The sequence below is a fragment of the Patiriisocius sp. genome, from assembly GCF_051252435.1.
GTDB lineage: Bacteria > Bacteroidota > Bacteroidia > Flavobacteriales > Flavobacteriaceae > Patiriisocius.
On the sequence record NZ_JBPOFW010000004.1, the window covers coordinates 24171 to 50831 of the forward strand.

The 26661-nt window shown below is 37.7% G+C and carries 24 protein-coding genes; 6 read left to right on the forward strand and 18 right to left on the reverse strand.

Annotated elements, in window-relative coordinates; genetic code table 11:
* Positions 1–77: 77 nt before the first annotated feature.
* Positions 78–923 carry a transketolase gene (locus ACSHW7_RS09700; RefSeq protein ID WP_435679152.1) on the forward strand — a complete coding sequence of 282 codons (846 nt, stop codon included), beginning with the start codon at positions 78–80 and terminating at the stop codon, positions 921–923.
* 130 nt (positions 924–1053) lie between these two features.
* Positions 1054–2007, forward strand: a complete 954-nt coding sequence (locus ACSHW7_RS09705; protein ID WP_435679153.1) for a transketolase family protein — start codon at positions 1054–1056, stop codon at positions 2005–2007.
* Between the two features lie 159 nt (positions 2008–2166).
* Here ACSHW7_RS09705 and ACSHW7_RS09710 read toward each other — a convergent pair whose 3' ends face one another.
* The 12 genes from ACSHW7_RS09710 to ACSHW7_RS09765 form a co-directional block, all read right to left on the reverse strand.
* Entirely contained in the window at positions 2167–3330 is a 1164-nt protein-coding gene (locus ACSHW7_RS09710) for a glycosyltransferase (RefSeq protein WP_435679154.1), read from the reverse strand.
* Between the two features lie 78 nt (positions 3331–3408).
* Complete coding sequence (locus ACSHW7_RS09715) at positions 3409–4665, reverse strand: hypothetical protein (protein WP_435679155.1); 1257 nt, start codon at positions 4663–4665, stop codon at positions 3409–3411.
* Positions 4666–4757: 92 nt separating this feature from the next.
* Complete coding sequence (gene rimO, locus ACSHW7_RS09720; protein ID WP_435679156.1) at positions 4758–6062, reverse strand: 30S ribosomal protein S12 methylthiotransferase RimO; 1305 nt, start codon at positions 6060–6062, stop codon at positions 4758–4760.
* Between the two features lie 144 nt (positions 6063–6206).
* Positions 6207–6797 carry an SET domain-containing protein gene (locus ACSHW7_RS09725; RefSeq protein ID WP_435679157.1) on the reverse strand — a complete coding sequence of 197 codons (591 nt, stop codon included), beginning with the start codon at positions 6795–6797 and terminating at the stop codon, positions 6207–6209.
* A gap of 151 nt (positions 6798–6948) precedes the next feature.
* On the reverse strand, positions 6949–7908 hold the full coding sequence (gene ftsY / locus ACSHW7_RS09730; protein WP_435679158.1) for a signal recognition particle-docking protein FtsY: 960 nt from the start codon (positions 7906–7908) through the stop codon (positions 6949–6951).
* A gap of 187 nt (positions 7909–8095) precedes the next feature.
* Positions 8096–8248, reverse strand: coding sequence for a DUF4295 domain-containing protein (locus tag ACSHW7_RS09735; protein WP_435679159.1), 153 nt, complete (start codon positions 8246–8248; stop codon positions 8096–8098).
* Between the two features lie 43 nt (positions 8249–8291).
* Positions 8292–8474, reverse strand: a complete 183-nt coding sequence (gene rpmG, locus ACSHW7_RS09740; RefSeq protein ID WP_435679160.1) for a 50S ribosomal protein L33 — start codon at positions 8472–8474, stop codon at positions 8292–8294.
* Between the two features lie 25 nt (positions 8475–8499).
* Complete coding sequence (gene rpmB / locus ACSHW7_RS09745) at positions 8500–8739, reverse strand: 50S ribosomal protein L28 (protein WP_435679161.1); 240 nt, start codon at positions 8737–8739, stop codon at positions 8500–8502.
* A 76-nt stretch (positions 8740–8815) separates the two neighbouring features.
* A complete protein-coding gene (locus ACSHW7_RS09750) occupies positions 8816–10063 on the reverse strand; it encodes a competence/damage-inducible protein A (RefSeq protein WP_435679162.1) in 1248 nt (415 codons plus the stop codon).
* Positions 10064–10066: 3 nt separating this feature from the next.
* Positions 10067–10405 carry an Hpt domain-containing protein gene (locus tag ACSHW7_RS09755; protein ID WP_435679163.1) on the reverse strand — a complete coding sequence of 113 codons (339 nt, stop codon included), beginning with the start codon at positions 10403–10405 and terminating at the stop codon, positions 10067–10069.
* Between the two features lie 4 nt (positions 10406–10409).
* The gene (locus tag ACSHW7_RS09760; protein ID WP_435679164.1) at positions 10410–11021 is read right to left on the reverse strand and encodes a fumarylacetoacetate hydrolase family protein; all 612 of its coding nucleotides are present in this window, start codon (positions 11019–11021) and stop codon (positions 10410–10412) included.
* A 1-nt stretch (position 11022) separates the two neighbouring features.
* Complete coding sequence (locus ACSHW7_RS09765; protein ID WP_435679165.1) at positions 11023–11796, reverse strand: exonuclease domain-containing protein; 774 nt, start codon at positions 11794–11796, stop codon at positions 11023–11025.
* A gap of 150 nt (positions 11797–11946) precedes the next feature.
* Here ACSHW7_RS09765 and ACSHW7_RS09770 point away from each other — a divergent pair, with 150 nt between their 5' ends.
* Positions 11947–12573 carry a glutaredoxin family protein gene (locus ACSHW7_RS09770; RefSeq protein ID WP_435679166.1) on the forward strand — a complete coding sequence of 209 codons (627 nt, stop codon included), beginning with the start codon at positions 11947–11949 and terminating at the stop codon, positions 12571–12573.
* A gap of 84 nt (positions 12574–12657) precedes the next feature.
* Here the strand turns inward: ACSHW7_RS09770 and ACSHW7_RS09775 are convergent, their stop codons facing one another.
* From ACSHW7_RS09775 to ACSHW7_RS09790, 4 genes are all read right to left on the reverse strand, one after another.
* Positions 12658–14007: a dihydrolipoamide acetyltransferase family protein gene (locus ACSHW7_RS09775; protein ID WP_435679167.1), complete on the reverse strand. Its 1350-nt coding sequence runs from the start codon at positions 14005–14007 to the stop codon at positions 12658–12660.
* 78 nt (positions 14008–14085) lie between these two features.
* Entirely contained in the window at positions 14086–15207 is a 1122-nt protein-coding gene (locus ACSHW7_RS09780) for a glycosyltransferase family 2 protein (RefSeq protein ID WP_435679168.1), read from the reverse strand.
* Positions 15208–15217: 10 nt separating this feature from the next.
* The gene (gene recR / locus ACSHW7_RS09785; protein WP_435679169.1) at positions 15218–15838 is read right to left on the reverse strand and encodes a recombination mediator RecR; all 621 of its coding nucleotides are present in this window, start codon (positions 15836–15838) and stop codon (positions 15218–15220) included.
* A 73-nt stretch (positions 15839–15911) separates the two neighbouring features.
* Positions 15912–18401 carry a VPS10 domain-containing protein gene (locus tag ACSHW7_RS09790; RefSeq protein WP_435679170.1) on the reverse strand — a complete coding sequence of 830 codons (2490 nt, stop codon included), beginning with the start codon at positions 18399–18401 and terminating at the stop codon, positions 15912–15914.
* 125 nt (positions 18402–18526) lie between these two features.
* On the opposite strand from ACSHW7_RS09790, the gene ACSHW7_RS09795 reads away from it, so the two are divergent.
* Positions 18527–19990 carry a sodium:solute symporter gene (locus ACSHW7_RS09795; protein ID WP_435679171.1) on the forward strand — a complete coding sequence of 488 codons (1464 nt, stop codon included), beginning with the start codon at positions 18527–18529 and terminating at the stop codon, positions 19988–19990.
* Here ACSHW7_RS09795 and ACSHW7_RS09800 read toward each other — a convergent pair.
* On the reverse strand, positions 19961–20323 hold the full coding sequence (locus ACSHW7_RS09800; RefSeq protein WP_435679172.1) for a CoA-binding protein: 363 nt from the start codon (positions 20321–20323) through the stop codon (positions 19961–19963). The genes ACSHW7_RS09795 and ACSHW7_RS09800 overlap by 30 nt on opposite strands.
* A 763-nt stretch (positions 20324–21086) precedes the next feature.
* Between ACSHW7_RS09800 and ACSHW7_RS09805 the strand changes: the two genes are divergently transcribed.
* Positions 21087–22556, forward strand: a complete 1470-nt coding sequence (locus ACSHW7_RS09805; RefSeq protein ID WP_435679173.1) for a hypothetical protein — start codon at positions 21087–21089, stop codon at positions 22554–22556.
* 236 nt (positions 22557–22792) lie between these two features.
* Here ACSHW7_RS09805 and ACSHW7_RS09810 read toward each other — a convergent pair whose 3' ends face one another.
* Positions 22793–23800: a 3-oxoacyl-ACP synthase III family protein gene (locus ACSHW7_RS09810; protein ID WP_435679174.1), complete on the reverse strand. Its 1008-nt coding sequence runs from the start codon at positions 23798–23800 to the stop codon at positions 22793–22795.
* 244 nt (positions 23801–24044) lie between these two features.
* On the opposite strand from ACSHW7_RS09810, the gene ACSHW7_RS09815 reads away from it, so the two are divergent.
* Entirely contained in the window at positions 24045–26498 is a 2454-nt protein-coding gene (locus ACSHW7_RS09815) for an alpha/beta hydrolase family protein (protein ID WP_435679175.1), read from the forward strand.
* Positions 26499–26661: the final 163 nt, after the last annotated feature.

Genomic DNA, 26661 nt, shown 5'->3' on the forward strand with positions numbered 1-26661 from the left:
TCGTTAATAACATCTATTGGCTATATTTTGCCTAGGGGTACTAAAAAAGTATTTTTGAAGCAAATCTAAAACGTATTATGGCCAACATTCAAGAAATGGAAGCACTTGTAAAACAGGTGCGTAGAGATATTTTAAGACAAGTACACAAAGTAAATTCAGGACACCCAGGCGGATCTTTAGGCTGTGCAGAATTTTTTGTAGCACTCTACCAAGAAATTATGGAGCGCAAAGATGGTTTTGATATGAACGGAAAAGAAGAAGACCTGTTCTTTCTTTCAAACGGTCACATCTCTCCCGTTTTTTATAGTGTTTTGGCACGTTCGGGATATTTCCCAGTTGAAGAGTTAAACACCTTTAGACTACTCGATTCTAGACTGCAAGGACACCCAACTACCCACGAAGGGCTTCCGGGAATTCGTATTGCATCTGGGTCTTTAGGTCAGGGAATTTCAGTAGCCATAGGTGCAGCTGAAGCAAAAAAATTAAATAAAGACACGCATACTGTATACGCTTTATGTGGTGATGGCGAGTTACAAGAAGGTCAAAACTGGGAAGCTATTATGTACGCGGCCGGAAATAAAGTTGACAATCTAATCGTTTCCATCGATTTGAACGGTCAACAAATTGATGGATCCACAGACAATGTACTTCCTATGGGAAATATAAAAGCTAAGTTTGAAGCCTTTGGCTGGGAGGTGGTTTCGATTGCAAAAGGAAATGACATACAATCTATCCTTGACGGAATGGCAACCGCAAAATCAAAATCTGGAAATGGAAAACCTGTTTGTGTTTTACTACACACAGTAATGGGTAACGGAGTTGATTTTATGATGCACACGCACGCTTGGCACGGTAAAGCTCCAAACGACGAGCAACTTGTAGAAGGTCTTGCTCAAAACGCTGAAACACTGGGGGATTATTAGTCAACCCTCTATCACCGAAGCAGGAACAAACATAATTTAACTATAAAGTGAGTAAAACTCACAAAAATGAATACAATTAACTAATATACCCGCAAAAGTTCCCCTCCTTTGGAGGGGTTAGGGGAGGCTTATGAAAGAATATAAAGACACAGGTAAAAAAGATACACGTTCAGGTTTTGGAGATGGTCTCACCGAACTCGGTAAAACAAACGAAAATGTTGTTGCACTATGCGCAGACTTGACTGGTTCACTTAAAATGGACGAGTTTAAAGCCAATCACCCAGAGCGTTTTTTTCAAGTAGGTATTGCAGAGGCTAATATGATAGGTATGGCAGCTGGAATGACCATTGGCGGTAAAATTCCATTTACGGGAACATTTGCAAACTTTTCTACGGGCCGTGTGTATGACCAGATACGACAGAGTGTTGCCTATAGCGGGAAGAATGTAAAAATATGTGCTTCGCATGCTGGAATTACACTTGGTGAAGATGGTGCAACACACCAAATCCTAGAAGACATTGGCCTTATGAAAATGTTACCGGGGATGACCGTAATCAATACCTGTGATTACAATCAAACAAAAGCTGCTACCATTGCAATCGCTAAACACAACGGACCTGTTTATTTGAGATTTGGGAGGCCAAAGGTTGCCAACTTCACTCCAGAAAATGGAACATTTGAAATTGGAAAAGCAGTACATCTACAAGAAGGAAATGATGTTACAATAATTGCAACGGGCCACTTGGTTTGGGAAGCACTTGAAGCTGCAAAAACTTTGAACGAAGCAGGCATTAGTGCTGCTGTAATTAATATCCACACCATAAAACCACTTGACGCAAACGCGATTATAAAAAGTGTAAAAACTACGGGTTGCGTGGTCACTGCCGAAGAGCACAACTACCTTGGTGGACTGGGCGAAAGTGTTTCAAGAATTCTTGCTGAAAATCATCCCGCACCACAGGAATTTGTTGCCACTCAAGATACCTTTGGCGAATCTGGAACTCCAGAACAATTGATGCAGAAATACGGCTTAAATGCCGAAGCTATTGTAAAGGCTGCAAAGAAAGTTATCGCTAGAAAATAACATTTAAAATTTACAATGATTAAGGTTGATCGTCTATTTAATTAGATTTTCAACCTTTTTTTTACAGATAAAGCGCTCTATTGATGTTCCGAGTTTAGAATTCACCCTCTGGGAGCGCCAAGCTTTTGAAAAGGTAGTCGCACGAAAGTTTCGTGAGAGCTATTTATTCTTCTCCTCAATCCATTTACTCATATATTTTGTCGCGCTCAACTGTTGTTGTTGGATAATTTGTCCTGTAAAATGAGCCTTCCGATGCGCATCTACATTTTCAGAAAGTTGTTTTATATACTCAATAAATGCTTCGGAAAAGTGACTTTTTTGAAATCTCGCGTTACAATTATCAACCCCTGCTTGTTGCGCTAACAACCAATTATTTTTCTCATCGTGCAAATGAACAGCAGTGGTAGCAAAAGCAACGGCATCATCCTCAATAAAAACTGAAAAAGTTTCTAAATCGAACATCCCCTCTGCCCCCATCGAAGTAGCAACAACAGGAGTTCCATATTGCATGGCATCGAGAATCTTACCTTTTATTCCAGCACCAAATCGCAACGGAGCCAAGCAAACCTTTGCTTTTTGCATTACTGTTTCTACGCTCTCCGCCCAGCCTTTTATCAAGAATCCCTCTTTTTCATTATGTAATTCTTTGATGTGTTGCGGAGCGTAATTTCCGTAGATGGAAAGTGTCGCGGTTGGAAGCTCTTTTTTTATAAGAGGCCAGATGGATTGCTTCAAATACAACACCGCGTCCACGTTGGGCGCATGAAGAAAATTACCAATAGTCATAAATCCGTTGCGGTTTTCAAATGGTGGAAAATCCATTCTTTTTTCTTCAAGAATTTCATCTACTAGCAATGGTAAATACCATAAACTCTCTTCGGAAATTTTAAAGGTTTTGATAAGTAGTTGCATTTCAAATTCTGAAATTATCAAACTACAATCGCAGCGTAAAATACTTGCTAATTCTCTTTTTGCAGTTTCAGAATAGATATCTGCATTTGCTGCATCGCCCGTTTTTTTAAAAGCCTCTTCTCTCGCTTTTCGGAGAAAATGTAAATCTTCGGTGTCTAAAATTTTTAGCGCATTCGGACAATTTTCGGTCACTCGCCACCCGAATTGTTCTTCAGTTATATACCTATCAAAAAGTACAATTGAAGGATTTAGTTTAGAGATAAATTCATCAAAAGACGGATCATTCAGTTTTAATATTTCCGAAGAGATTTCTAAATGATGTAACGGTACACTCTTTTCAGAAATACTCGCAGTGCTTGCAAACGAAATACTGTATCCTGCTTTTTGAAACAACTCGACCAGCTGCATCATTCTTCCTCCAGCCGCAGTGGTTTTTGGCTCTGGGAAATTGTGTCCTATGATGAGAAGTTTGTTTTTGATGATGATAAATTATAATAAGTCGAGCGGGATTTTATACATCTCAATTGATGAATCTTCACCATCATTTGCGATGGTCAGCGCTGCATATATTGCATCGCCAACCCATTCAATTTGAGGGAAGCCGCTAGAGCGTTGACTGCTCGTTTTTGAAATGGTAAGTGGTGTTCCTTTGGCGCCACTTGCGTTGACTTTCATTATTTGAATGATTGCTTGTTCGTCCTCAAACTCCATCCAAGATACGATGGCTTCCTCTTCATTGAGCATAACTATATCTACTCTTCCCAAAGTTTCTTTTACATTCAATCTTATAGGTATGCCGAAATCTGTTTTGTCATTTTTCTTAAAGGCAACTTGTACTTTAGTTTTTTGATTTGCTTCGGTAAACCAAGCTACTGCGATTGCATTTCCGGATGTTGAAATGCTTGGGCCATTTACGGGACAGCCTTCAATCTTCCAATTATCTTCGTTGACAGTTTTTGGTGCAGACCAATCTTGATCCTCAATTTTTTGTACTAATGAAATGTCTCTCACTTCCTCTTCGCTTCTGTCGCGATAAACAACCACAGGACCTTGCGTGGTCATTGTAGCGCTTGTCTGGCAACAATCGCAAACACGATTATCAAGTTCTATTTCATCTATAATATCGCCATTTTGATTGATATGAGCGCCTCGTAAGGTCATAGCTCCTTTGCTCTCATGATGACCGTCCTCGTGACTCATTTCTTCACTGCTCACGGTATTTCTACCATCGAGCCAAGTGACGAAAAACTGTCCTCCATAACTGGGGACGATAGAAACAAATCCATGTTCGCTTTGAGTGCCATCTGTATTAAGGAGAATATCCTTTTTCCACATTTTGGTCGTGGCATTGTAGAGGTTTAATTTTATGTCGTAGGTGTATGTTCCGTTTGCTGATTTTTGGAGAAAACTGGTAAGTATATTACCATTGCTTTCTGCAATCGCTGGGAAATCTGCCCAATTTGTAAACCAATCATTTCCTTTAACAATCGTTTCGGCATTTGCCCACGTTGTGTCTTTTAGGATTGAGAAGTTTAGAAAGTCGGTTTCTCCTTTTGAAGTTACCCATGAAATGTAGAGCTCATTTCCGTTAGAAAATAATCGTGGAGTTTGACTTTGAGCCATGGAAGGGTTATCCATTTTTACAACTGCCAATGGTATCTCAACTTCTTTCTTAGCTTGATTTTCAACACAACTACCCAAAGAAATTACGAAAGAAAAAAATAGTAAAGAGTAAAGTGTTCTCATGTTACTAAAGTACGTAAAATGTGATTGAGGTGTGTATGTAAAGAATTAAAATTAGCAGAAATGTGACTAATTATAATGTAGATAGAAAGCAACTATTTTACTACTTCAGCATATAAGTCGAAATCTTCGGCTGCGGTAATTTTCACGTTAAAGAAATCTCCAGTTCTTAAATAGTCATCCTCCGCATTTATGAGTACCTCGTTATCTACATCTGGACTATCAAATTCTGTACGACCTACGTAATATCCGCCTTCTTTTCTGTCGATCAAAACTCTAAATTCTTGACCAATTTTTTGTTGATTCAGCTCCCAAGAAATTTGAGATTGGATTTCCATTATTTTATTGGCGCGTTCCATTTTTACATCTTCTGGAACATCATCTTCTAAATTGTAAGCGTGCGTATTTTCTTCATGTGAGTATGTAAAACAACCCAAACGCTCAAACCTCATTTCTTGAACCCAATCTCTCAGGGTTTCAAAATCTTCTTGAGTTTCACCCGGATATCCTACAATAAGTGTCGTACGGATTGCCATATTGGGAACTGCCGCTCTAAAATCTTGTAACAATTTTGTAGTTTTTGCTTTTGTAGTCCCACGGCGCATTGACTTTAAAATAGGATCAGCAATATGCTGTAATGGAATGTCGATATAATTACAGATTTTAGGCTCTCTGTTCATTAGATCAAGCACATCCATAGGGAAACCTGTTGGGAATGCATAGTGCAATCTAATCCACTCAATCCCTTCTACTTTTGCGAGTTTTTCAAGCAGCTCGGCAAGATTACGTTTTTTGTACAAATCGAGTCCGTAGTAGGTTAAATCTTGCGCGATAAGAATTAACTCTTTTACTCCTTTTGCAGCTAGTTTTTCAGCTTCAGTAACCAAATCCTCCATCGGGGTAGATCTGTGTTTCCCTCGCATGATTGGAATGGCACAAAACGAACAAGGGCGATCGCAACCTTCGGCAATTTTTAAATATGCGTAGTTTTTGGGTGTTGTTGTTAAACGTTCTCCAATTAATTCGTGCTTATAATCAGCACCTAACGCTTTTAATAATCCCGGCAATTCGGTTGTTCCAAAATACTGATCAACATCAGGGATTTCTTTTTGAAGATCCGGTTTGTAACGTTCGGAAAGACAACCCGTAACAAAAACCTTATCTACAATTCCATCATTCTTTTTTTCAACAAATTCAAGAATTGTATTGATGCTTTCTTCTTTTGCATTGGCGATAAAACCACAGGTGTTGATGACAACAATATTACCCTCTTCCTCATGTACCACTTCTTTATTGTTGGCCCTAAGTTGACCCATCAATACTTCACTATCGTACACATTTTTTGAGCAACCAAGAGTCACTACATTAATTTTGTTTTTTTTGAGGGTTTTCGTACGCATATTTCTGAAATATAAATGTTGCTTTTAAAGGGGTGCAAAGATACTCCTTAAAAACGGGAAAGCAACATATTAGAGATTAAAGTGCGTTTGTGTTTTTCTGAAATTTCAGAAGAAATAGCAGGCAACATTTATCCGAAAAACATACTATTTACTACGATTGTAGTAGATTTCTAAAATAGATGCCAAAGGCTCTTTCTTAGAATTTACTGCCTCGATTCTATTTTTAGTTTCCTGCGAAAGCAGCTTAAAAAGTGGTTGTTGTAAATCTCCAATTTTTGGGAAGACTGCGGCAATACTCTTATCCCATTTTTGATGATAGTTTTTTAAATCGTCCGGGTACACAGTTTTGCGCTTTGTTCCTTCTTCAGAAGCTCTAAATGGGGTATCTACGTTTAAATATCCATAATCATCTGTCAATTGTTCTCCGGGCTGGATATCCCTAATGGCAATCTCAAAATCATACGCTGTAGAGAGACAGTTACTCTTAAAACTATGATTGACAAACCTGCCATGATCCCAGCATAAAACATAATTACCTTTACTATTTCTGTAAGAATATGTATTGAGAACTTCTTTATACAAATCGTCAAACTCTTTGAATTGTTCAATTGTAAACTCTCTATCGAGTTTATCTAAAACCCAAGTGATGGTTCCCGCAGGAATAAATTGGGTCGCTACCACGCCGTGACCTATTTCGTCATTAATGAATTGGATTTCAGTGTGAGGGTGTATCATTTTTAAATTTAGTGATTAGTGACACTAAAATAATTTAAATTAAAAGATACACTAGTCAATATTTTCTTAAAAAATATAAACCAAGATAAATTAGTTGGCTGAAAACTAATCCATCAAACTCACAACTTTCAATAAAATTTCAGAATAAAAACTATCTCTTAAAAAAGGAATCTACAAACTCAAATTTATTAAAGATTTGCAGGTCATCAATACCTTCTCCCACTCCAATATATTTAACGGGAATTTGAAATTGATCACTAATACCAATGACAACGCCACCTTTTGCGGTACCATCTAACTTTGTGACGGCCAATGAAGTTACCTCGGTAGCAGCCGTAAACTGTTTTGCTTGTTCAAATGCATTCTGCCCAGTTGAACCATCCAAAACAAGCATGACATCGTGCGGTGCATCTGGTACAACTTTTTGCATGACACGCTTTACTTTTGTCAACTCGTTCATCAAGTTTATTTTGTTATGTAAACGACCAGCCGTGTCAATAATGACAACATCTGCATTTTGCTGTACGGCACTTTGTAATGTATCAAAGGCAACACTCGCAGGATCACTACCCATCTCTTGCTTTACAAGCGGCACTCCTGTTCGGTCTGCCCAAATTTGAAGTTGATCAATGGCAGCTGCTCTAAAAGTATCTGCCGCTCCGAGCACTACATGTAGCCCAGCATTTTTACATTGTTTTGCTAGTTTTCCAATAGTAGTAGTTTTACCCACTCCGTTCACACCGACGACCATTATTACGTGCGGTCCGTTTTCGTGCTTGGGTAGCTTGAATTCGGTTTCATTACCCGAATCGATTTCGCTTAAAAGGCCAGCAATTTCTTCTCTTAAAATTTGGTTGAGTTCGTCTGTCCCTACGTATTTATCTTTTGCAACACGCGCTTCAATTCGGTCAATGATTTTTAGGGTTGTAGTAACCCCTACATCACTGGAAACAAGTACTTCTTCCAGATTATCAAGCACATCTTCATCCACTTTGCTCTTTCCAGCAACTGCTTTGTTGAGTTTGTCAAAAAAACTTGTTTTAGACTTTTCAAGTCCTTTGTCAAGTGTTTCCTTTTTCTCTTTGCTAAATATTTTTTTAAAAAAACTCATTTGTTTTTCAATAGTTGTTGGTTGAACTGAAAAGTATTCAGTTTTTATTCATTTCAGAATTACTGTCAAAAATAAGACCTAGCTTGCTCTTATGCAACATTGTCAGTCACACGACACGAATACGATGACAAACAGAAAAAGCCACTCTCGTTAAAAAGTGGCTTAAATGCTTTTGTGTGGCGAACAATTATTGTTTGCTCAACCAGTCGTTTACTTGCTCTGGAGCCATGATTGCCTCTGTAAACATATATGCTCCTGTCTTAGGCGACTTAACCATTTTGATTGCTTTGGTTAAACGCTTTGATCCTGTTTGTAACGATGCTACTGATTTCTTTGCCATTATAAACTTATTTATAATTCACGCTTTCGCGAGAATTTAATTCTTACTTAATTTCTTTGTGAACAGTCATTTTCTTTAAGACTGGGTTGAATTTTTTCAACTCCATTCTATCTGGCGTGTTCTTTTTGTTCTTTGTAGTAATGTAACGAGATGTTCCTGGCTGCCCAGATTCTTTATGCTCTGTACATTCTAAAATTACCTGTACTCTATTTCCTTTTCTAGCCATTGTAGTAGACTTTAATCGTTAACGATTATTGATTAGTAAAACCTTTTGCGCGTGCTTCTTTGACAACGGCAGAGATTCCTCTTTTATTAATATTTTTTATCGCTGAAGCCGAAACTTTAAGTGTAATCCACTTATCTTCTTCAGGAAGGTAAAAACGCTTTTTAAATAAGTTTACATCAAACTTGCGTTTTGTTTTATTCATGGCGTGAGATACGTTGTTTCCAACCATTGCTCTCTTTCCGGTAAGCTCACAAACTCTAGACATTGCGGGATAATTTTAATTATTTTTCAAACAGGGTGCAAATTTAAGGATATTTATTGGTTCCCGCAACAAAAGAAATTTAGTTTTTTGAAATTTCTTTTAGTAACATTTCAAAAGCCTTATTGACGGCTTTCCCAATAACTCTTTCTCGGGTATTCCCAAAGTTAAATTTTTCACTAATAACTCTCTCCGGACCTGCCACAGCAATACATACCGTTCCCACTTCGTCAACCGCCTCTCCTTTTGTGGGACCCGCAATCCCTGTGGTGGAAATTGCATATTCGGTTCTGAATAATTGGTTTGATTTTTTTGCCATTTCTTCGGCAACTTCAATGCTTACCACACTGTAGGTATCAATAATTTTTGGGTCAACGCCCAGAATATCACTTTTCAACTGCGTTGCATACGGTACCAATCCGCCTTTGAAATATAGTGACGAGCCTGCAATTTCAGTAATTTCAGAAGCTATTCTACCTCCCGTACAACTTTCTACAACGCTCAAAAATTGACCTTTTTCTTGTAAAGCTTCGGAAATTTTACTTTGAATGCTATTTTCGTCCTCGTAACCCACTGCGATATCTTTCAACATTTCATGAAGGACGTCCATTTGGGAATCAACGGATTGTTTCAGCAAAATTTCATCTTTCCCCATTGATGACAATCTAAGCCGCACACGCCCTAACGATGGTAAATACGCCAGTTTGATTTCCGCAGGTAGAGCGGTTTCCCAGTTTGTGATTATTTGTTCAATCTGGCTCTCCCCTTTCCCGTAAGTCAACAATGTTTTATGATAAATAAATGGGCGATTGAATTTTTTTACAATGCGAGGAAGTACCTCATCAAGCATCAATTGTTTCATCTCGTAAGGAACTCCTGGCATAGATACAAAGACGGTCTCATTTTGTTCCATCCACATACCCGGTGCGGTACCATTAAGATTATTTAACACGATTGCCTTTGAAGGCACCTGAGCTTGTTCAAAGTTTGAGGGCAAAGGTTCCCTACCAATGTAGGAGGCAAATATGTGCTTGATATTTTCTAGAACCTCCTTGTTTTCAACGAGGGTATCGTCAAAATACTCTAAGAAAGTCTTCTTGGTAATATCATCTTTTGTAGGACCCAAACCTCCGGTAACTAAAACGATATCCACACGCTCGTTGGCGTCTTTCAATGCGCTTAGAATATGCGTTCGGTCATCTTGAATGGATGTAATTTGATACACGTTTACACCAATTTTGTTTAACTCTTTTGAGATAAAAACAGAATTGGTATCAACTATTTGCCCTATTAGTATTTCGTCGCCAATGGTAATTATTTCGGCACGCATAGGCTATTGGTAATCTTCTTGTAATTCTTTGAATACGATTTGTAATACTTCAACCAGACGGTCAATATTACCTTCTATTGTGCTATTTGATTTTGAAGTTTTTGTCCAGTTTTCAATGGCAGCAACATCCTTTTGCACATCGATACCAAACATTTCAAGATTTGGTTTCATTTTGTGGGCAAATTGATATGCAAGTTCTTTATTATCGTTTGCAATAGCTTCTTGTAACGCTGCTAGATCTGGGGGAATCTCTTCTAGAAACGTGTTCGCTACTATTTCCATAAAGTCTTCATCACCACCGGCAATTTCATTTAGACTTTCTTTTGAATAGCTTCTTTCCATCTAATTATTTTATTTTAATATCAAAGACTTTTTTGTCTTCGATGTATCCTGTTAGGTTATCGTTTGTTGTTACTTTTGCCACACCACTTGGTGTGCCGGTAAAGATAATATCTCCTATCTTCAAAGTAAAATATTTTGAGACATATTCGATTAAAGCATCAATTTTCCACAGCATTAATGAAGTATTGCCGTTTTGGACTACTTTTTTGTTATTTTCAAGCCTAAAGTTTATATTATTAATATTCTCAAATTCAGACTTATCTATAAATTTTCCGATTACTGCAGACCCATCAAATCCCTTTGCTTTTTCCCAAGGAAGTCCTTTTTCTTTTAATTTAGATTGCAAATCTCTAGCGGTAAAATCTATGCCCAGTCCTATTTGGTCATAATATTTATGGGCAAACTTTGCATCAATGTGTTTCCCTATTTTGGTAATCTTCACTAAAATTTCCACTTCGTGGTGGACATCGTCTGAAAATTCTGGAATAAAAAACGGCTGCTTTTTTAATAATATTGCAGTATCCGGTTTCATGAATACCACAGGGTCTGTTGGACGTTCGTTCTCCAATTCGGCTATATGATCTGTATAGTTACGGCCTATGCAAATTATTTTCATCTTAAAACTTATTATTCAATTTACTCAATTTAATACGCGTCAACACTTTTTTAGTGTATAACGGAAAATCGGCATTTAACAACCAACCAAAATATCCCGGCTCATTTTCCAGCACGTCTTCCACCAATGTTCCCTTATGCTTACCAAACGCAAACATTTCTTTTCCTTTTTTATTGTACCCAATATAGCCAGCAAAATCTGCAAACTTTCTATGTGCGCTAAACTCAGCAAGCGTGGACATATCGTTCTCGAGGTCTGGATATCTATCCAATTGTGCTTTTAAAACCTCATACGTGGCATTCGTATCTGCAGCCGCACTATGTGCGTCCACCAGCTCTTTATCGCAGTAAAACTTGTAAGCAGCTTCCAGCGTGCGTTTTTCCTTTTTATGAAAAATTGTCTGTACATCAACAGCGAGATTTTTCTTCATATCAAAATCTATTTCGGCTCTTAGCAATTCTTCGGCAAGTAACGGAATATCAAAACGATTGCTATTAAAACCACCCAAATCACTATCCTTTATTAAATCATAAACTTTTTTAGCAAGTTCTTTAAAGGTGGGTTCATTGGCAACCATTTCGTCAGTAATTCCATGGACGGCTGTTGTCGCCGCAGGGATGGGTACCGTGGGATTAACGCGCCATGTATGGCTTTCTTTATTTCCATTAGGGAATACCTTTAAAATCGAAATCTCCACAATACGGTCCACCGCAATATTGATTCCGGTGGTTTCAAGGTCAAAAAAGCAAATAGGTTTTGTGAGTTGTAATTCCATTGATATATTTTATGCGACAAAGGTACTGAGAAAATAGGTTTTTGAACTTGAACTCTAATTTGATATTGAAAATAATTTCTTCGGAAATGCGCCAACCCTAATTTCTTCGGAAATAAATAACAACCAAAACCAATCCTTATATTTGTACTTATGAATGCATTACAAAAAACACTCCTCTTTGGCGTCCTATTATGTACAGCTTTTAGTTGGGCACAGCAAGATAGGATTATCATTTCCGAAGAGAAAAAAGGAAAACGCATTGTACTCAAAGCCGAAAACACTACAGACGAAACTCTAAACATTTTTGTGCTCATCAACGCCAACGGCTATCGCCGAAGTGCCGATAAGCCAATTCTCATCGATGTTCCAGCCAAACGGAAAATACCTTTGGCCACTTTAATTGCAATAGACGAACCCAACGCGTCATACACCTACGAGTTGATTATCAACGACAAATTGGACAACACAAAGGACATTTCTTATACCAAAGCAGCGTCTGATATTTCACGGGTTATTGAAGGAAAACTAGTCATGTTCTCAAAAGCTGGTTGCGACCGTTGCAAGCGTTTGGAAGAGGAATTAACCTACAAGCGCATAGATTTTAGAAACTTCAATCTCGATGAAGACCCCATACTTTACAAACAGTTTATGGCATTTATAGAAAGTTCGTTCACCGAAAAAACACAAATACGTTTCCCAGTAATATGGAACAAAACCGAAGCTATTTTTGGATATGATGAATTGGAGGATGTGATGACTGAGTTAAGTAATCAATAGCTTAGTAACAAAAACAAAAAAGCTCCGAATTTCAAATGAAAATCGGAGCTTTTTTATGTAATATTTCGGCTTTGCCTACTTATTTTAAATATCTCTTTTACTATCCCAACCTTGTAGATAATCTGCTACCGCTTTTACAAATTGACCTCCAAGTGCGCCATTGACAACACGGTGATCATAACTGTGGGATAAGAACATTTTGTAACGAATGCCTATAAAATCGCCATCTGGGGTTTCGATTACCGCAGGTACTTTTCTAATGCCACCCAATGCGAGAATACCCACTTGTGGCTGATTGATAATTGGGGTTCCCATAATGCTGCCAAAGGTTCCCACATTTGTTACCGTATAGGTACCGCCTTGAATATCATCTGGTTTTAAGGCTCCATCTCTCGCCCGCCCAGCCAAATCATTCACAGCTTTTGTCATTCCAACTAAGTTGAGTTGGTCTGCATTTTTAATTACTGGGACAATCAAATTACCATCTGGCAACGCAGCTGCCATCCCAAGGTTTATATTTTTACGCTTGATAATATTATCACCATCCACGGCAATATTCATCATTGGAAAATCTTTCAACGCCTTTGCCACGGCTTCCATAAATATAGGAGTGAAGGTCAAATTCTCACCCTCACGTTTCATGAATGCATCCTTCACTTTTTTACGCCAATTCCAAATATTTGTAACATCGGCCTCTATGAAGGATTGTACATGAGCACTTGTTTGAACGCTCTCCACCATGTGATGTGCAATGAGTTTCCCCATACGTGTCATCTCAATAATTTCGTCACCACTATTTACCGAAACTGGTGCTTTTGGCTTTGCAGGAGCATTTGTTGCAGCCACCGGATTTTTAGCTTCGATAACAGTTTTAGGCTGTGCACCAACATTATTTTGTTGAGTATTTGCTTTTTCTGAACCTCTGCTAGCGATGTATTCGAGCATGTCGTTTTTAGTAACACGACCATCTTTTCCTGTTCCGTTAATTGCATCCAATTCAGATTGAGAGATACCTTCTTGGCTCGCCATGTTTTTAACTAATGGAGAATAAAAACGCTCTTCGGTGCTACTTACCGGCGCTGTACTTTCTTTAGCGGCCGTCACTGTTGCTTCAACCGCTTCCACAGTTTTTGCTGGTGGTGCGGTCATTTCATTATTGCTTGCCTCCGTGGTTTGAGTTGCGGTTGCTTCTCCGTCAGTTTCAATAATTGCAAGCGTTTGCCCTACTTGCACTACATCATCCGTATTAAATAAAATCTCAACCAGCACACCGTCCACTTCACTTGGCACTTCACTATCTACTTTATCTGTTGCAATTTCAAGTACCGCCTCGTCTGCTTCAATGGTGTCACCTACATTTTTCAACCAGTTGGTCACCGTAGCTTCGGCAACGCTCTCGCCCATTTTAGGAAGTTTTAATTCAAATTTTGCCATAGTATTTTGCTGTAAATAGCTTTTAAAGTTTGCAGGTGCAAAATTAGTTAAATTTTGTAAGCCATCTTTTAAATATTTCTAAAAAACGACTACCGTTCCTTTTTCGTCACTACGGTCACTTCCCACCATGAAATTACACCTTGGCGGGCAAATTCTGAAAATATTATTCCTTACTTTTAGCTGGGCCATCACATTAAATATCTGGCCATAAGGCATATAATCTGCATCAAACACAAAGAGTGTGTTTGAAAATAAACTGTCTTGAAAAATATTTTTAGAAGAGGCTGTAATCTCCATATCCAACACTTTTGAAATATCTCTAAACAAAGATAAATTTTCAGTCAATATGTATGCTTTTTCTGGCTTCGAAAATGAGCTGCTGTTTTCGGCTTCGGTTGTTTTATTTGACTTTGAAGCTAACTTGACACCTAAGCTCACGATACCATTGAACAGAAAGTTAGAACTAAAATGTTTGCTATAAAATATTTTCATCGCGCCGTAAAAACGTTCTAAATAAACCGCATCTTTGGTGGTGCTTTCGCCTTTATAGTGCAAGGTTTTTAGATTTCCGAGGTACTGATTTCTATATCCCGCTTTCTCTATTTTATACGACAAGTCAATATCCTCACCATACATAAAATAAGCTTCGTCAAATCCGCCCACTTCATTGTAAATTGAACGTTTCATCAACATATATGCTCCCACCAAAACCGAAACTTGACCCCTATTTTCTGCTGAAATTTTAGTCGCATAATACATATTTGTAAAACCAATCATCTTTAAAAATGAGACAAAAGGTTTGGGAATATTCCGCTTACTTTCTGGCAAGAAATTACCTGTTCCGTCCATTAAATAAACGCCTACAGCACCAATATTTTCTTGAGACTCTGCGAATTTTAATGATTCAGCAAACGTATTTTCGGCAACTGCGGTGTCTGGATTTAAGATGCAAACGTATTCGCCAATGGCTTCGTCAACGGCTTGATTGTTTGCTTTGCTAAAGCCTACATTTTCTTTATTTTCAATTAATTTCAGCTTCGGAAATTTCTGCTGTACCATACTACAACTATCATCTGAAGACGCGTTGTCGATGATAATAATTTCGGCATCAATATTTTTTGTTGCCCTTAAAACACTCTCGATGCACTGCTCTAAAAAATAGCGCACATTATAATTGAGAATGATGACCGAAAGTTTCAATGTGCTTTATTTAGGAGTTTTTCAATGAATTTTCAAACGGGATGCGATTCACAATACTACGCCCCAATGTTACCTCATCTGCATACTCTAGCTCGTCTCCCACAGAAATTCCACGGGCGATGGTTGAGGTTGTAATCTTGTATTCTTCAATTTGTCTAAACACATAAAAGTTTGTGGTATCGCCTTCCATTGTTGATGAAAGCGCAAAAATTATTTCGTCAATCTTGCCTTCGCTCACTTTTTTTACAAGCGAATTGATATTTAAATCTGAAGGTCCTATTCCATCCATAGGGGAAATTTTCCCGCCGAGTACATGGTAGTGCCCACGGTATTGGCTGGTGGCTTCAATGGCCATGACATCTCTAATGTCTTCTACGACGCAAACAATACGTTCATTACGGTTGTGGCTGGCACATATTTCGCAAAGTTTTGTGTCACTTATATTGTGGCAGTTATCACAAAAATTGACGAGTGCACGCATTTGTTGCAAACTTTCGGATAAAGCTTCTGTTTGTTGGGTGGGTTGTTTTAACAAATGGAGTACAAGACGTAATGCGGTACGCTTACCAATTCCTGGTAATTGTGACATTTCATTTACTGCATTTTCAAGTAATTTTGAAGAGAAATCCATTGGCTGCAAGATAAAAAAAATGCTTCAGAAAATTCTCATTCCTGAAGCATTGATAATCTTTAATTTTTGAAAACTATTGCTTGATTAATTTTTTTGTCACCGTTCCTTTTGAAGTTTCGATTCTAACAAAATAGACACCTTGTGGCAATCTGTTAATATCAAGTTCGGTTTCCGAAGAAAGAAACAAGTTTTTTAAATTTATCATTAATTTTCCGTTGACATCATAGATTTCTATATCTGCTTCGGTTTCAAAAGGCACCCTCAGTAAAACAGTATTCGTTGCTGGATTGGGGTACAACACAACTTGATTTTCTGAAATAAAATCAGTTGTTCCAAGGTTGTCTTCTACTAAAGGTGACGCCCAAAGACCGCGACCATAGGTCCCTGCATATAATGTATTTGTTGTGTTATTAATATCAAACTCATTGATGATTACATTAGGGAGATTTGTGCTGTAAGGCTCCCAATCTTCGAGCGTATTGTCTATGTAATACACACCGTAGTCCATACCCAAATAAAGACCGTCCTGTCCATTGTCATCCCATATAATTGCTGTTGCGCTAAAGTTTGGTAAGTTCTTTTTATAATTTATCCAAGTCTCGCCACCATCGTTTGAAATAAAAACTTTATTCGCATTATTTGAAGCCACTGCAATTTTATTAGGATTTGTAGGATGCACGGCCAATGAACGTGCTGAACCTCCATAAGTGCCCATATCTTCCCAGTTAGTTGCACCACCATCTTGAGTTCTATAGAGTCTTGTGTTTTCAGTTATATACATAATTTGATTATTTGACGGCGCAATCTTTAAATGGTCGATGTTTCTAGGAAATTGTTGCGAAATCGTCGTCCAAGAGTTACCACCGTTTGTTGACTTAATGACGTTTCTGTAAGCAACATACAAAGTTCCGTTTTGACTCGGATCTTCCTCTAACGGTGTCACCCAATTTCCTGAGCCACCACCTGGGGTATTTACTCCCTGAATATTAACGCCTTGATTATTAGATTTATACAAAGAACCTAGTTGAATCATCCCATAAAATTGATTGTCGTCTGTACGAGACACAAAACCCTCCATTCCATCTGCTCCGTACCATTCTCTCCAGTCCGTATTCTCTGTATAAAAAGACCCTCCATTGTCTTGAGACCCTCCCACAACGGTTACATCGGTTTCTTGTGAAACTCCTATTTTATAGAATTGGCGAATACCTAATCCTTCGGATAAATTTGTAAAATAATCTGCATTTAAATTTTGGGTATTCTCGGCTTTAAAAAAACCGCCATCTGTACCTACAAATAATGTTGTTCCTACAAAACCAATGATATCCACATCTGCATGACAATACCCTATTCCTTCATTTGCAGCTAAATCGATTAACCAACTTGAGGTACATTCAAACGAAACACCTCCATTTAGTGAACGCCAAGTTTGTATTCCTGCAATATGAACTTCATCCACATCATTTGGGTTTACATCTATATCCATATCCCTAGGAGCTTGGCCACTATTATCTGAACCGTTTATTTCATACCCAAAGTAGTTAAGACCTCCTTGATCTAACTCTGTAAAAGAATCTCCTCCATCGGTAGATTTAAAAAGACCCTCAAAGCTTCCAGAAATTGCTTGAATAACATAAACAACTTCTGGATCATCTGCTGAAACTCCTATCATTTGAGCATCGCTAGACAGATTAGGTATAGTAGTGAATGTAATTCCGCCGTCAATAGATTTATGAAACCCATTTCCCGAAGCATATACCACATCTGGATTTCCTGGCTTAAATTCAATATCAAAACCACGACCGTCAGTTGTAATCTGAATCCAGTTTGCACCACCATCACTACTTCTATATATTCCAGCATACTCCGATGTAGCAAATAAAATAGAAGTATCTACTGGATGAATCAATATTTTATTTACTACTGAATTCCCAATAGTGCCAATATTATTCCACGTACCTCCAGCATCTAAAGACTTATAAATACGTCCATTTGAAGACCCAAAATAATACACAGAAGAATCCAAAGGATCAATAGTGACAGAATAGGTATATAAATTAGAAAATTGATCATTCAACGGATTCCAAGATTGCCCTCCATCCAATGTTTTCCAAACTCCACCTGTTTCGGCACTAACGATAATATGGTCACTATTGTCTGCAGCAACAGAAAAACCAGTAATTCTACCCAGTCCAGGACTCCAAGAGCTCAAATTATTAAAATTGAAAGGCCCTATTTCTTCCCAGTCATCAACAAGCTGTGCTCTGTTTGCGGCTGTTTCATTTAAATAAGTATTGTAACGTTGTAATTCCGCTAGGTTTTGGGCATCTGAGGGTATAAATCCATTTTCATTCATCCTTCTGTAAGCCATGTATTCCCAACGTTTAAATTGTTTGTAGCCCGAACCTTTGCCTTTGTCCTTATCTGCAAAATACGCTTCAGCGCTAGCGACAACTTCTTCTACTGAAAAAGTACCAGCATCAATCATACGTAAATATTCCTGCGCAGAAACTGTTGAAATTGAAATAAAAAGGACAAGTAGGAAATAAATATTTTTCTTCATAAATTAAAATTAAAACAACAATTAGTGTAAAAATTGCCTAACAAAAATAACTAAAAAACAAATCGTAGCTGTCCAAACTTTGTACATTTACATCTCATAAAAAACACCTATTTACCACTATAATTATGACTCCATATCAAATTTTAGGTCTTATTGGCGGTTATTTTGGATTGCTATTGCTCATTTCATTTTTAACAAATAGAGGTGGTAGTAATGCCGACTTTTTCAAAGCTGGCAAACAATCGCCTTGGTATTTGGTTGCCTTTGGAATGATTGGCGCATCATTAAGTGGGGTGACATTTATATCTGTTCCGGGTGCTGTTGAGGGAATTAGTTTTGGCTATTTTCAAGTGGTGTTGGGCTATACGATTGGGTATGCTGTAATTGGGATGGTGCTTTTACCGCTCTATTATCGTTTGAATCTCACTTCAATTTACAGTTATCTCGACGGGAGGTTTGGCAATGCTTCGTATAAAACGGGGGCTTCTTTCTTTTTACTTTCTCGTATTGTGGGAGCAAGTTTTAGATTATACCTCGTTGCAATTGTGTTGCAAGATTTGGTTTTTGATAAAATTAATTTCTTCGGAAATGAGGGCGTTCCCTTTTGGTTTACCGTAACCGTTACTATTTTGTTGATTTGGTTGTACACTTTTAAAAGCGGAATCAAAACCATTGTTTGGACAGATACTTTACAAACACTCTTTATGCTAACAGCACTAGGGGTTGCAATTTATTACGTTTCCGAAGGACTTGGATTATCTGGAGCTTCATTATTCCAAAAGATTAGCGAAAGTGATATGTCTCAAATATTCTTTTTTGACGATATAAAAAGTGGCAATAACTTTTTCAAGCAATTTGTAAGCGGTGCTTTTATTGCTATTGTAATGACGGGTCTTGACCAAGATATGATGCAAAAAAACCTTACTTGCCGAACCTTAAAAGATGCTCAAAAAAATGTTTTCTGGTTTACACTTGTTTTGACCGTGGTAAATATGGTGTTTTTATGCCTCGGCCTTTTATTAACCTTGTACGCGCAACAAAACGGAATCGACGCTACAAAAGATAAATTGTTCTCAACCATCGCTGTGGAATCTGGAATGGGAATTGGGCTGGCAGTGTTCTTTTTACTTGGTCTTATCGCAGCCGCATATTCTAGCGCAGATAGTGCATTAACCTCGCTAACGACCTCTTTTAGTATTGATATTTTAGATATTGAAAAGAAACATACCGAAGAGAAACAAATCAAAATACGAAAGCGTGTGCATATCGCAATGTCGTTTGTTTTGATATTCGTGATTATCTTTTTTAACTATATTATTGGAGATACTTCAGTAATCACAAAACTGTTTACGTTTGCTGGATATACGTATGGGCCTTTGTTGGGAATGTATGCTTTTGGGTTATTTTCAAAATGGAACGTGAAGGATAAATTTGTGCCTTTGATAGCGATTGCAACTCCATTTTTAGGATATGCGATAAGCTATTTTAGTTTGGCGTGGTTTGAATTTGAGTTCGGCTTCTTTATTCTCATACTCAACGGACTCCTAACGTATTTAGGATTAGTATTGATTCGTACCGAGAAGCACTAGTGTGCACGCTACTTCAGATTCAATATTGTTTTCTTTTAATAATTTATAAAATTCAGGGTTTTCTGTTCCAGGATTGAATACAACGCGTTTGGGTTTTAGTGAAATTATATAATCGTAATATTCCTCTTGTCGTTGCGGATTGAGGTATAAGGTAACAGTATCTATATTTTCATAATCAACCATTTCAGTATCAATTTCAACACCTGCGACTTCGCCTTTTTTGAGTCCGATGGCAACCAAGGGATGACCGTACATAGTCAAGCGATTGATTGCTATGTTTGAATATCTATTTGTTTTAAGGCTAGCGCCTATAACTAGAGTTTTCTTTTTCATATTAATTATTTAGTCCTCCCCCAACCCCTCCGAGGGAGGGGAGCTTTTCAATTAGATTGTTTTATTTATTCCTCAACATTCCCCCTTCGGGGGCTAGGGGGACTTTCTATTTGGCCTCCCCCAACCTCCCGAAATAAACACGGGACAAGTTCCCCGAGGGAGGGGAGTTAAAATCATGTTCAATTCAAAAATCGGTTTCATCCGTCATCCGTCATCCGTCATCCGTCATCCGTCATCCGTCATCCGTCAAACATAAAATTAAGCTTCCACTATTTTAAATTTCCGAAGAAAATGTTAAATATTAAAACAAGTGTAACAGGTTTGAAAATGGAGCGTCTATTACATAGAAACGTTTTCACTTTATTGCGATGAATTTTACGTTGATGGTTAGTGTTAATAATTGCAATAGAGTTACAGCCCCAGGATTCTAGATTTTGGGGCTGTTTTTTTACTGAAATTTCAACTAAAAGTTAAATATTTTAAAATAAACCGAAATAACTGAAACACTTGCCTTAGTTATTGCGTCTATAAAGAAAAAGATGCTCATTGTTTGTTTTGAGCATTACCTAAGAAAAAATTATATAATTATTTGAATTAGCCTTCACGATTTTATAAGTAAGTACATTAGGTTTTTAAGTGTAAGCCCTCAGAGAAGTCTGGGGGCTTTTTTTTGTGATTAATTTTAATAGGTTTAGAATAGTAAATTATATATATATATATATATATATATATATTAGCAAACTTATTAATCATTAAAAATAAAATGAAAAATACCCTTTTAAAAATAGCCTTATTACCCGTTGCATTTTTTATGCTAACTAATTGTGGAAATGATGATGCCGTTGACCCAGTCGCAAGCATAGATGCAATTCAAGCAAACTCTATTGAAATCCTTACTGGCGGCGATGCAAAAACGTGGAAAATAAGTAGTGCTCAATTAGATGCAAATGGCACGATACTCGACCTCTCTTCTAACTTTAATATCACTGATGATGAGTTTATATTTTCTGGAACGGTAGAAAATGGAATGCTCAATTGGCGCCCTGGACATGCGGTTAATTTAGAAGGCACAACAAACCAAGAAACATTGCTGGACTATTATTTAGGTCCTATAAGTTCTAGCGTTACCTTTTATACAGATAGCGGGACGAGCTTAACAACGCTTGATGGCGCATTTACTTTTGATGTGGTTGATGCAAACACAATAACAGGTGTATTGACCACCTCGGGCAGACAAGCGAGTGGTGATTTATCCATAACCCTTACTCAAAAAATGCAAGCTGATTATGCTAGTATTCCTGCGAATGGGTTGGATTTTTCGTTAGTTACAAGTTTTACTACTGAAAATTCTAATATTTTAGGTGCTGAGATTGCAACAGGATTTATAGGTAGCTATAGTGAAAATAGTTTTTACATTATTACTAGAGATGACAGTCAAATAACTATTCCAGGAGATCCTGGACCTGAACAGATTTTAAAATTCAATATCGACACTAATACATTTGAAGAAAATCTATTCTATCAAGACCAGTACGTAACAAAAAGACTTAATATTATCAATAATGAATTGGTTGTATTTGGAGGACAATTTGCAAATACGTACCCACTAAATCCAAATGGTGACCCCACTTCAATTTTTCAGCATGACTTAGCATTAACACGCTTTGGGTTTTCTGTACAAAATGATTTAGCGTACATCACGGGTGGAGATACTGCACAAAATGATTTAGCAAATAAAATAAGATCCTATAATTATATCACTAATGAAATTCAAGAAATAGCTATACTCCCTGTGACACGTTTTCGCTCAGATAATGAAGTTGTAAACGACAAACTATATATTTTTGGTGGGCGGAATGGGTTCAATATTGGAAATCCAATCCCAGAAAAAGAAAGTTATATACTCAATATTCTTACTGGAGAAATTACAAGTTTTGATATGCCAGATGATCCATATAGTTCGAATGCCTCAAGAAATGAACATTTAATCTACGTAGGTTATGAAACTAGAACGGATAATGGAAGTGATGATGATGATTCGTTTGATAAAACTATTAATTTTGGAGTTTACAATACTCTTGATGATTCATTTACAGTACTAGCTCATAATTTAGACGATAGTGCAGAATTCACAACCATTGAAGCAATGACTGTTTTCAATGGTAATTTATATGTCATTTACGGTGATACATCAAACCCTGCAACGGTCAGTATCTTTAGTGCTCCAATTTAAAAGTTACTTTTACAATCCAAAAAACCGCCTGCTACATTCTAGTAATAAGCGGTTTTCTTTTTTCTGAAATTATATTACAACAATAGTATTCCAAAAACTATTTATCAACAAAAAGGCCACAGAGAATAAAATGTAAGGAAAAAGCTTACCTAAAAATAAGTCCCCCTAGCCCCCGAAGGGGGAAATCCACAACATAAAAATTTTCAAAATCGTACATCAAAAATCGTAAATCTTCCCTACCATCTAATAACAACACTACCCCACGTAAAGCCACTACCAAAAGCAGCCAGCACCACCAAATCATTTTCCTTTATTTTCCCTTGCTCCCAAGCTTCAGATAAAGCGATGGGGATGGATGCCGCTGTGGTATTTCCGTATTTCTGGATGTTATTAAAAACCTTATCGTCCGCTACTTTCATTTTATGCTGGATGTATTGCGAAATACGCAAGTTAGCTTGATGCGGGATAAAAAGGTCTATATCTGCCGTGGTCAAACCGTTTGCTTCAAGCCCTTCTTTAATCACTTCGCTAAAGCGCACTACTGCGTGTTTAAAAACAAACTGCCCGTTCATGTGCGGGTAATACGGTATATTTTCTTGGTCGTTTTCGGCGATAATTTCAGGGACCCAATGTTGTGTGGCTGGGCCTTGTAACGCCAATTCGTCTTTGTGTTTTCCTTCACTGTGTAAATGAGTGGAAAGTATTCCGCCACTTTTGCGTTCATTTCTTGAAACAACAACAGCTCCTGCCCCATCACCAAAAATCACCGAAACCCCTCGCCCACGCGTTGTAAAATCGAGTCCGCCGCTATGGTTTTCACTACCAATAACGAGGACGTGTTTGTACATTCCGGTTTTTACAAATTGGTCCGCCACCGAAACCGAATACACAAACCCACTACACTGGTTTCTTACATCCAGCGCGGGTATCGTTCGCATCCCCATCATCTCTTGCACCTGCACGCCACCTCCCGGAAAATACATATCTGGGCTCAACGTTGCAAACACAATCATATCAATATCATCTGGCGTCAAACCTGCTCTTTCCAGTGCAATCTTGGAAGCCTTCACGCCCATAATCGACGTAGAATTTCCATCGCCTTTTTTAATGTGCCGCCTTTCTTTGATGCCCGTACGTTCTTGAATCCAAGCATCGTTGGTATCCATTAATTTCGACAAATCGTCATTTGTCACAATATTTTCTGGCACATAATGCCCTACACCGCTTATTTTTGAAGAATACATAATCTGCTCCTGTTTTAAGACGGAAAGATACATATTTAGCAATATGCGATTTCATATTTTACACATCTTTCACTATGCATGCATAATAGAAATGTGGTAATTTGGTTTTAAAATCCGTAACTTTTAAACCTCTAAAACCAGTAAAAATCTTTAGTCTTTCTTCGGAAATTTTAAATTAATAAAACCGGTTGCAGGGATTTAACATTTCCGAAGTAAACAGTATCATTTTAAACATTAAAAAACTATGAAAAAATTAACACTCCTTTTAGCCTTTTTAATCTGTCTATCGCCACTCGTTGCACAAGACACAGATGGATATCAAAAACCCCCAAAATCAATTTTGGACTTAGTGGACGCACCGCTTGCGCCTTCAGTTTTGCTGGATGACAAGGGAGAAAATGTGGTAATGCTTTTTCGGGATCCGTACAAAAGCATCGCAGAGCTTTCTGAAAATGAACTTCGCCTTGCGGGATTACGCATCAACCCAAAAACGAATATTGGGAGTCGCACCAATTTTTGGAACAATATTAAAGTAAAAAAAGCAACGGCCACGAGTGATACGCAAGTAAGCGGTCTGCCTGAAAATCCACGTCTTTCCAACTTTTCGTGGTCACCCAATCAAAAAATGATAGCATGTTTGAATACCACAAACGAAGGTGTTGAAGTTTGGGTTTTGAACATTGAGAAAGCAAGCGTTAAAAAATTGACGAACGCTACTGTAAACGCAAATATGGGCGATGCGCTCAACTGGTTTAAAGACAACAATGCGCTATTGGTAAAAATGCTGCCGGGAAACCGAAATGCGCTCATCAATGTGGACGAAGCTGTGCCAACAGGCCCAACGATTTCAGTGAGTAATGGAGAAAAAGCACAAAATAGAACCTACCAAGATTTATTAAAAAACCCGAATGACGAAGCCAATTTTGAACAATTAGCGATTTCTGAAATTAAAAAGGTGGACTTAAATGGTACTGTTTCAAATTTCTTGGACAGCGGAATGTACAGAAGCATTTCCTTCTCTCCCGATGGGAATTATGTGCTCGTTTCAAAAATAAAAAGACCCTTTTCTTACCTGGTTCCTTATTATAGATTTCCGTACGACGAAATGATTTATGACAACAAAGGGACTTTTAAAACCACCGTAAACGAAGTTCCCCTTGACGAAGTTCGCCCAAAAGGTTTTATGTCCACAAGGATGGGAAAGAGAGATATGAGTTGGAGAGACGACAAACCCGCAACGCTAACATATGCAATGGCGCAAGACAAAGGAGACCCAGAAATTGAAGTGGGTTATAGAGATATTGTGTATCAATTAGATGCTCCATTTACTGGAAGTGGCAAAGAGATTTTTAAAACCAAACAACGCTATTCTGGCATCACTTGGGGAGATGATAATATTGCAATTGGTACTGACTATTGGTGGAATACCCGAAATACAAAAACCTATCTTTTTAATCCTTCAAATGGAGGGAAAGATGCAAAAATAATTAGTGATCGCAATTACCAAGATCAATACAGCGACCCAGGAAGTTTTGTGACAAAACGAAATGAATACGACCGCTCGGTATTGGCACTCGATGGTTCGACAGCTTATTTAATAGGTGATGGATATTCAGAAAAAGGACAGTTTCCGTTTATTGACGAAATAAATTTAAAGACCCAAAAAACAAATAGATTATATGAATCTGCATACACAGATAAAAAAGAAAATATCTATGAAATGATTGATATCAAAAAAGGAAAAGTGCTTGTTCGTATTGAATCGCAAAATGAATATCCTAATTATTATTTCAGAAATATTAAAAAGAAAAACGATTTAACTCCAGTGACAGCTTTTGAGAATCCTTTTAAAAGTTTGCAAGATGTACACAAAGAAGTTATCACTTACAAAAGAGACGACGGATTAGAATTAGAGGGAACCCTATATCTACCTGTTGGTTATGACATGGAGAAAAAAGAAAAAATGCCAATGATTTTGTGGGCATATCCGCGTGAGTTTAAGGATAAAAATAGTGCTTCACAAAGCACCTCAAATCCCAACGAATTTATTTACCCGTACTACGGCAGCCCAGTTTATTGGGTAACTCGTGGGTATGTCGTACTTGATGACGCTGCATTTCCTATTGTGGGCGAAGGCGATGAAGAACCTAATGACACCTTTAGAAAACAACTCGTGGGCAATGCAAAAGCTGCGATTGATGCGGTGGACGATTTAGGATATATTGACAGAACACGCGTGGGAGTTGGAGGCCATAGTTATGGGGCATTTATGGTTGCAAATTTATTGAGCCATAGTGATTTGTTTGCTGCAGGAATTGCAAGAAGCGGAGCTTATAACAGGACATTGACACCATTTGGTTTTCAAAGTGAAGAGCGTAGTTATTGGGATTCCCCAGAAACATACAATACCATGTCCCCATTTATGCACGCAGATAAAATGAAAACACCGCTACTATTAGTTCACGGTGAAGCAGACAACAATAGCGGAACGTATCCATTACAAAGTGAGCGTTATTTCAATGCATTAAAAGGTCTTGGAGCACCTGCAAGATTGGTAATGTTGCCTAAAGAAAGTCATGGATATCGTGCTAAGGAGAGCATTTTACATTTACTTTGGGAACAAGATACGTGGTTAGAAACCTACGTCAAAAATAGAAATAGCAATGAGCTAAAAACAAGTGAAGGTATTAAAAAGTAAAATCTTTAAACGTTGTTAAAAATATCTGAAACAAATATCCCGCCGTAAAGGCGGGATTATTATTTAAATCAATTTCTAATAATGCAGATGCTCTGCCAGCATCATTGAGTTTCATTAAAATGTGAAAAGAGAAGCTCGCGCCTCTCTTTTCTAAACAACCTAA

Bases quoted from the DNA above. Each gene is read 5' to 3' on its own strand.
- ACSHW7_RS09800 (WP_435679172.1), bottom strand. From the start codon at position 20,323: ATGAAAAAGAAAACTCTAGTTATAGGCGCTAGCCTTAAAACAAATAGA.
- rimO (WP_435679156.1), bottom strand. From the start codon at position 6,062: ATGCGTACGAAAACCCTCAAAAAAAACAAAATTAATGTAGTGACTCTT.
- rpmB (WP_435679161.1), bottom strand. From the start codon at position 8,739: ATGTCTAGAGTTTGTGAGCTTACCGGAAAGAGAGCAATGGTTGGAAAC.
- ACSHW7_RS09755 (WP_435679163.1), bottom strand. From the start codon at position 10,405: ATGGAAAGAAGCTATTCAAAAGAAAGTCTAAATGAAATTGCCGGTGGT.
- ACSHW7_RS09705 (WP_435679153.1), top strand. From the start codon at position 1,054: ATGAAAGAATATAAAGACACAGGTAAAAAAGATACACGTTCAGGTTTT.
- ACSHW7_RS09760 (WP_435679164.1), bottom strand. From the start codon at position 11,021: ATGAAAATAATTTGCATAGGCCGTAACTATACAGATCATATAGCCGAA.
- ftsY (WP_435679158.1), bottom strand. From the start codon at position 7,908: ATGAGTTTTTTTAAAAAAATATTTAGCAAAGAGAAAAAGGAAACACTT.
- ACSHW7_RS09715 (WP_435679155.1), bottom strand. From the start codon at position 4,665: ATGAGAACACTTTACTCTTTACTATTTTTTTCTTTCGTAATTTCTTTG.
- ACSHW7_RS09765 (WP_435679165.1), bottom strand. From the start codon at position 11,796: ATGGAATTACAACTCACAAAACCTATTTGCTTTTTTGACCTTGAAACC.
- ACSHW7_RS09750 (WP_435679162.1), bottom strand. From the start codon at position 10,063: ATGCGTGCCGAAATAATTACCATTGGCGACGAAATACTAATAGGGCAA.
- ACSHW7_RS09710 (WP_435679154.1), bottom strand. From the start codon at position 3,330: ATGATGCAGCTGGTCGAGTTGTTTCAAAAAGCAGGATACAGTATTTCG.
- recR (WP_435679169.1), bottom strand. From the start codon at position 15,838: ATGGATTTCTCTTCAAAATTACTTGAAAATGCAGTAAATGAAATGTCA.
- ACSHW7_RS09805 (WP_435679173.1), top strand. From the start codon at position 21,087: ATGAAAAATACCCTTTTAAAAATAGCCTTATTACCCGTTGCATTTTTT.
- ACSHW7_RS09725 (WP_435679157.1), bottom strand. From the start codon at position 6,797: ATGATACACCCTCACACTGAAATCCAATTCATTAATGACGAAATAGGT.
- ACSHW7_RS09790 (WP_435679170.1), bottom strand. From the start codon at position 18,401: ATGAAGAAAAATATTTATTTCCTACTTGTCCTTTTTATTTCAATTTCA.
- ACSHW7_RS09810 (WP_435679174.1), bottom strand. From the start codon at position 23,800: ATGTATTCTTCAAAAATAAGCGGTGTAGGGCATTATGTGCCAGAAAAT.
- ACSHW7_RS09775 (WP_435679167.1), bottom strand. From the start codon at position 14,007: ATGGCAAAATTTGAATTAAAACTTCCTAAAATGGGCGAGAGCGTTGCC.
- ACSHW7_RS09795 (WP_435679171.1), top strand. From the start codon at position 18,527: ATGACTCCATATCAAATTTTAGGTCTTATTGGCGGTTATTTTGGATTG.
- ACSHW7_RS09700 (WP_435679152.1), top strand. From the start codon at position 78: ATGGCCAACATTCAAGAAATGGAAGCACTTGTAAAACAGGTGCGTAGA.
- ACSHW7_RS09770 (WP_435679166.1), top strand. From the start codon at position 11,947: ATGAATGCATTACAAAAAACACTCCTCTTTGGCGTCCTATTATGTACA.
- ACSHW7_RS09815 (WP_435679175.1), top strand. From the start codon at position 24,045: ATGAAAAAATTAACACTCCTTTTAGCCTTTTTAATCTGTCTATCGCCA.
- rpmG (WP_435679160.1), bottom strand. From the start codon at position 8,474: ATGGCTAGAAAAGGAAATAGAGTACAGGTAATTTTAGAATGTACAGAG.
- ACSHW7_RS09735 (WP_435679159.1), bottom strand. From the start codon at position 8,248: ATGGCAAAGAAATCAGTAGCATCGTTACAAACAGGATCAAAGCGTTTA.